4 protein-coding genes and 1 pseudogene are annotated in these 4,281 nt (G+C 56.5%); 3 read left to right on the top strand and 2 right to left on the bottom strand.

Translation table 11 applies throughout. The features are described from left to right. Nucleotides 1–114, bottom strand: a pseudogene (locus tag ABJQ89_RS14865) (EamA/RhaT family transporter); the annotation flags it as partial. 181 nt (nt 115–295) lie between these two features. On the opposite strand from ABJQ89_RS14865, the gene ABJQ89_RS14860 reads away from it, so the two are divergent. After that, complete coding sequence (locus ABJQ89_RS14860; RefSeq protein ID WP_348486291.1) at nt 296–1,510, top strand: hypothetical protein; 1,215 nt, start codon at nt 296–298, stop codon at nt 1,508–1,510. 54 nt (nt 1,511–1,564) lie between these two features. On the opposite strand, the gene ABJQ89_RS14855 is transcribed toward ABJQ89_RS14860, so the two are convergent. Further along, complete coding sequence (locus ABJQ89_RS14855) at nt 1,565–1,996, bottom strand: Fur family transcriptional regulator (RefSeq protein WP_348405115.1); 432 nt, start codon at nt 1,994–1,996, stop codon at nt 1,565–1,567. A 344-nt stretch (nt 1,997–2,340) separates the two neighbouring features. Here ABJQ89_RS14855 and ABJQ89_RS14850 point away from each other — a divergent pair, with 344 nt between their 5' ends. Both ABJQ89_RS14850 and ABJQ89_RS14845 read left to right on the top strand, forming a co-directional pair. After that, complete coding sequence (locus ABJQ89_RS14850) at nt 2,341–3,648, top strand: DEAD/DEAH box helicase (RefSeq protein ID WP_348496965.1); 1,308 nt, start codon at nt 2,341–2,343, stop codon at nt 3,646–3,648. 72 nt (nt 3,649–3,720) lie between these two features. Next, a partial coding sequence (locus tag ABJQ89_RS14845; RefSeq protein WP_348496964.1) for a DMT family transporter occupies nt 3,721–4,281 on the top strand: 561 nt, incomplete at its 3' end.

Raw genomic sequence — 4,281 nt, 5'->3', positions numbered from 1 at the left:
GCCGATAATTTGACCAACAGGTAGGGCTGCGGCCATCAGTTTGATCAACATGTCTTCGAGTGCAAAGGCCAGCATGGCCGCCACCATGAGGGCCGCGCCGCGTAAGTTGTCCATTGGGTGTCCTTTTATGGAGGCTGCTTGCGTCGTTTCAGAAAGCCGCGGGCAGGTCAATCGTGCGGGGATGGTAAGGTGTTGGATACATTTATGACAGCTTTGTGTTCTTTTTTTGTTCTATGTCCACACTTTGGAAACTTTGCCATGACATACAAAGCTAGGAACGAGGATAGGAGCCAGAATGGAACCTCAAGCTAGAATTGGCTTAGCCCAATTGACGAAATTGGCATTTGACGGGGTGGATCTAAGTCCACTGCGCACACAGTTGTTGACCCAATGCCTCGCAGAAAGCGGGCAAGCAGGCGCCTTAATGGACCTTGCTGTCATCGACCAACTGACCGGGAACCGCGAACAAGGGTTGGCCTGGCAGACGCAGGCATTTGAGACCTGCCGCATGTTCAAAACACATCGTGCATCAGATGCCCGCAAGCGGGTGTTGGTGTTTGCGGCACCCATCGACATGGGGGGGAACACCCCCGTCGAGTTCTTGCTGCAAACATCTGATTTTGAGGTGATGTTTTATTATCCGTGCCTGCAGTCGGGGCGCGATTTTGAACTGCCGCGGCATGATGTTGCATTTTGCGCAGCCCCTGCCGATTCGGAAAATAACGCCGAGTTCTATGAGCATGTGCGTTATTTGACCCGCAAATCAGGGACACGCACCCTGAACCTCCCCGAAACACCTGTAAGCTTGGACCGCGATAGCATGCCGGCCCTGTTGGCAGATGTTGACAAGGCGCGTTTCCCAGCGTCGTTGCGCATTGAGCGTGAGACATTGGAGAGCAGTGAAGGGCAAGCTGCATTGCAGACCCTTGGTGGGTATCCGTTGATCATTCGCCCCGTTGGGTCGCACGCCGGGTTGGGTCTGAAAAAGCTTGCAGGACCGCACGACTTGACCGCCTATCTGACGGAGCGGGATGAGGCCGAGTTCTATGTGTCTGACTTCGAGGACTACGCGTCACCGCATGACGGTAAATATCGCAAATACCGAATTGTGTTTGTCGATGGCAAAGCCTTCCCTTGCCATATGGCCGTCGCCGATCAGTGGGACGTGTGGTATTTGAACGCGGACATGCACGCCTTTGCTGACAAACGCCAAGAAGAAGCGACCTTTATGGCGCAGTTCGACACTGGATTTGGGGCGCGCCATCAAGCCAGCTTTGATGCGCTTGTTGCGCAGGTCGGCCTGGATTACTTCGGGATTGATTGTGCCGAAGATGCCGACGGAAACTTGATCGTGTTTGAGGCCGACAACGCCTTGATCGTGCACGATATGGACCCTGAGGTGATTTTTCCGTACAAACGCGCACCGATGCAGGCGATTTTCGCAGCGTTCGAACGTATGCTGCTCGGTAACAGCTGGACGGCCGCGCAGCCTGGTCCGCAACGCCACTAAGTGATGCGAGTTGGGGGAGCGTGAATACGGTCCCCCAACTCATGCAAAAACCGATTACTCTGCCGGATCGGCATCGTGCTTTTTCAGCGGAACACCATATAGCTCTAGGCGGTGCCCGCGCAGGGCATACCCCAATTTGTGCGCGATGCGTTCCTGTAGCGCCTCAATTTCGGCGTCAACAAATTCGATCACCTCGCCTGAATTCATATCAATCAGGTGGTCATGGTGATCGCGTTCCGCGTCCTCATAGCGCGCGCGGCCATCTCCGAATTCGAGCTTTTCCAAAATGCCTGCTTCTTCAAACAGCTTTACCGTCCGGTAAACCGTTGCAATTGAAATCCCCGCATCAATGGCGGCGGCACGGGCATATAGTTCTTCGACATCCGGATGGTCGGCACTGTTTTCGAGTACTTTGGCAATCACGCGCCGTTGCCCCGTCATACGGAGCCCCTTGGCTTCGCAGCGCTGGATGATTGTCGTACCCATGTCTTGACCCTTAGTGTTTGAATATCTCGTTTAACGGTATTTTGCGCCGCCATCCAGATGCCTTTGACGGTTTGATGTTGACTTTTCACATTGAATGCTGCATCCGCAGCGCCAGCGATATCTTCTGCCGCGTGAGCAGTTGGAAGCGCTGACGGACCAAAATAGATGTCCGCCGCTTGCATAAAAAGATCCGCTGTTGTTCCCAAAATCACGCGTGGGTGCAAACGCCACAGACAGGTGTGCGCATTGGCGCCCCCTGCGATCTGTTTGGTGTCTCCCAAGCGGTGCCCATATGTGGCGCGGCCAATATATGCGTGCCGCGCCGGTGCGCCGGAAAGAGATAAATGGGGGATTTTGACATGATGGGTCTGCCACCGAAATTGGTGGCGCGGTTGAAAGATATGGGTCTGAACGATCCGACACCGATCCAGAAACAGGCTATCCCTCACGCGCTGAACGGGCGCGATGTGATGGGTTTGGCCCAAACAGGAACTGGCAAAACCGCCGCCTTTGGTGTGCCGCTGGTTGCGCAAATGTTAGAGCTAGACGGGCGCCCGGCGCCAAAATCGGTGCGTGGTTTGGTGCTGGCACCGACCCGCGAGCTGGCCACCCAGATCAGCGTCAATCTGCGCGCCTTTGCTGAAAATACTTCATTGAAGGTCGCGATGGTCGTGGGCGGCCAGTCGATCAACAATCAAATCAAACGGTTGGAGCGCGGTGTTGACCTTCTGGTGGCGACGCCGGGCCGCTTGCTTGACCTCATGGATCGCCGTGCCGTGCGCTTGAACGACGCGACGTTCTTGGTGCTGGATGAGGCCGACCAGATGCTCGACATGGGGTTTATCCATGACCTGCGTAAAATCGCTGCTGTGATCCCGCCAGAACGGCAAACCATGTTGTTTTCGGCGACGATGCCCAAACAAATGAACGAATTGGCGCAAAGCTACCTGCGCAGCCCAATCCGTATCGAAGTCTCGCCTCCCGGCAAGGCCGCGGATAAGGTCACCCAAGAGGTGCATTTTATCGCCAAAGCCGAGAAATCGGGGCTGCTGATCGAACTGCTGGACAAGCACCGTGATGAACGCGCCTTGGTATTCGGGCGCACGAAGCATGGCTCTGAAAAGCTGATGAAAAACCTGGTCAAAGCAGGGTATGCCGCCAGTTCGATCCACGGCAACAAATCTCAGGGCCAACGGGACCGGGCGATTGCAGCGTTTAAATCGGGCGAAATCAAGGTGTTGGTGGCCACGGATGTCGCCGCGCGCGGTCTTGATATCCCCGATGTGAAACACGTGTACAACTACGATCTGCCGAATGTGCCTGACAACTATGTACACCGGATCGGGCGGACCGCGCGGGCTGGCAAAGATGGCGCAGCCGTCGCATTTTGCGCCCCCGACGAGATGGGCGAATTGAAAGCCATCCAGAAAACCATGGGCATATCGATCCCGGTCGCCTCGGGGCGCCCATGGGAAGCGATGGACATTCCCGAAGACAGCAAATCCAAAGGACGTGGTCGCAGACGTGGTGGTCGTGGGCAAGGCAGCCCAAAACCTGCGTCGGGGCAACCGCAGGGCGCAAAACCGGCACGCAACCGGCGTCGGCGCAATCGTGGCGGGAAATCTGGCGGTGATGGCCAGCAGGCCGCTTGATCCCTGAATATACGTTAAAAAAGCATCTGCGCCGCGATTGACATTGCGGGGCAGAGCCGCCCATTTGGCGCAATGACCACCAAACCTCATATGGATACAATCGGCGCCGTTGCCTTGATCGCCTTTGCGGTGCATTTGGCGTTCAATCAGGTGGTCGTCAAAGTCACAAACGGCGGATTTAACCCGGTTTTTGCAGCCGGTGTGCGGTCGGCCGGAGCGATGGTTGTCTTGCTGATCTGGATGCGGTGGCGCGGTATCAGTTTTGTTTTGCCAAAGCGCGCGATCCCGGCAGGGCTGTTGTCTGGGATGCTCTTTGCGCTGGAATTCACCTGCTTGTTCGTCGCACTCGATTTCACCACCGTCAGCCGTGCTTCTGTCATCTTTTATTCGATGCCGGTATGGTTGGCGATCGTCAGTCACTTTGTGCTGCCGTCAGACCGTTTGACCGGGCGGCGATTGGCGGGGATGGCGCTGGCGATGGGGGGCGTTGCGCTGGCGCTTTTGGACCACAGCGATGTCACCGCCAGCCTGACCGGCGACTTGTTGGCGTTGACGGCGGCTTTGTGTTGGGCCGGCATTGCGCTCTGCGTCAAGGCGACGCCGCTGCAAACCGTGGCGCCTGCGCATCAGCTG

It is taken from the genome of Planktotalea sp. (assembly GCF_039984035.1).
Taxonomy (GTDB): domain Bacteria; phylum Pseudomonadota; class Alphaproteobacteria; order Rhodobacterales; family Rhodobacteraceae; genus Planktotalea.
Note: the sequence above shows the minus strand (reverse complement) of the source record. Positions and strands in the feature narration are given on the sequence as shown.

Bases quoted from the DNA above. Each gene is read 5' to 3' on its own strand.
- ABJQ89_RS14860 (WP_348486291.1), top strand. From the start codon at position 296: ATGGAACCTCAAGCTAGAATTGGCTTAGCCCAATTGACGAAATTGGCA.
- ABJQ89_RS14855 (WP_348405115.1), bottom strand. From the start codon at position 1,996: ATGGGTACGACAATCATCCAGCGCTGCGAAGCCAAGGGGCTCCGTATG.
- ABJQ89_RS14850 (WP_348496965.1), top strand. From the start codon at position 2,341: ATGGGGGATTTTGACATGATGGGTCTGCCACCGAAATTGGTGGCGCGG.